This is a genomic window from Flectobacillus sp., from assembly GCF_049240685.1.
Classification (GTDB): Bacteria; Bacteroidota; Bacteroidia; order Cytophagales; family Spirosomataceae; genus Flectobacillus.
Genome location: NZ_JBMLSD010000254.1, coordinates 1 through 1,732 on the forward strand (window position 1 = coordinate 1; position 1,732 = coordinate 1,732).

Below are 1,732 nucleotides of genomic sequence, written 5' to 3' on the forward strand. Positions count from 1 at the left end.
CCTAGGACCCCCTGCTTGTAAGGCAGGTGCTCTGAACCAGCTGAGCTATGAAACCGAGTGTAATTTGTAATTTGGTGGTCCCACTAGGATTCGAACCTAGGACCCCCTGCTTGTAAGGCAGGTGCTCTGAACCAGCTGAGCTATGAAACCATTTTACTTTGTTGTTGTCGTTGCGTTTAACGTGGTGCAAAATTACGCGGTTGAAATGTATTATGCAAGTCCTTTTCTGAAAAAAAATCATATTTTTTTGAAAGTTTTTAGTAACGTTTTTGTTATCAGAGAGTTAAATAATGAAAAATTTTTACATTTTTTTCAAAAAAACTACTCGGCTTTTCTGAAATTCGTAATTTTTGAAGAAAAATTGTATCTATATTTCTTTTTGAGGTAAAAGCGAAATAGTAAAAATCTTCCTGTAAAATAAAAAAAACACTAACTTTCTAATTGATGGAACCTACCAATTAACCGATAAAAGAAATGGTTTGTAATCAAAAGGTTCCATTTGTGGAAAAGAAGATTTTTTTAATTCATAAAACCTGATAGATTTGTAACAACAAGAACAGACAATCACTCCTTGTTTTGTTCGAGGAGAATTTAAAACAATAATTTCTTAAACCAACTTTTTAAAAATGATACAACAACTATTAAGTCCAGATGCTATCATCAGTTTAATTACACTTACCTTCCTTGAAATTGTATTAGGTATCGACAACATTATCTTTATTTCGATTGCTGCCAACAAATTAGCGGTAAAAGATCAGCCAAAAGCTCGTAACATAGGCTTGTTGTTAGCCATGATTTTTCGAGTAGTGTTATTATTTGGGTTATCTGTGATTATTTCCTTGCAAGAGCCATTTGTTCACATAGATTGGGGGTGGTTCAAAGCAGGTATCTCTGGACAGAGTTTGATACTATTTGTAGGGGGACTATTTTTGCTTTACAAAGCTACATCCGAAATTCACCACAAATTGGAAGGCGATCCGAGTGAAGACCATGTAGATCGTCCAAAAGGTAGTGCTGCTGATAAATTGACTGCGGTAGTATTACAAATTGCTTTGATTAACATTGTTTTTTCGATAGACTCGATTTTGACGGCTATTGGTCTAACCCATAATCTACCTGTAATGATTCTTTCGGTTGTACTATCAATCGTGATAATGATGGGCTTCTCCGGACCTGTAGGCAAATTTGTAAATGATCATCCATCCATTCAGATGCTCGGATTGGCATTTTTGATTATGATTGGCTTTATGTTGATTGCCGAAAGTGCCCATGGTTCGCATGTTTCAATCTTCCAATCAGAAATTGGAACAGTGCCAAAAGGATACTTATATTTTGCTATTGCCTTCTCATTGTTGGTCGAATTCTTGAATATGAAGACACAAAAAGCAAAACCAGTTCAATTGCATGATTATAAAGTCCAAGCAAAGAAAGAAGGTTTGTTGGAAGACGAAGAACAAGAATAGATGAAATAGGAATCATTCAATGGAATGATTTTGTCAAAATAGAGAGGCGCAGTTCTTGCGTCTCAAGCCTAGTAAAATCAAGCTTGCTATCATCAAAAAAGCGGTCGGGAAATATTTTCTGACCGCTTTTTTGATGAAAAATTCCACAATATACCCAATCTTACAATTCGGAAGAATGACTCTTACAGATATCATATTTTTCTGGATAAGTCAAAGGAAAGATTAAATGCTTTCGGCTTTCAGCTTTGAGCTTTCGGCTTTCAGCTTTC

At 35.4% G+C, this 1,732-nt stretch carries 1 protein-coding gene and 1 tRNA gene; one reads left to right on the forward strand and one right to left on the reverse strand.

Going from position 1 to position 1,732, the window contains the following annotated elements; genetic code table 11:
* Positions 1-72 precede the first annotated feature (72 nt).
* Positions 73-150 (reverse strand) — tRNA-Val (locus ACOVQ4_RS11670).
* Positions 151-629: 479 nt separating this feature from the next.
* On the opposite strand from ACOVQ4_RS11670, the gene ACOVQ4_RS11675 reads away from it, so the two are divergent.
* Positions 630-1,463, forward strand: a complete 834-nt coding sequence (locus ACOVQ4_RS11675) for a TerC family protein (RefSeq protein ID WP_421820841.1) — start codon at positions 630-632, stop codon at positions 1,461-1,463.
* Positions 1,464-1,732: the final 269 nt, after the last annotated feature.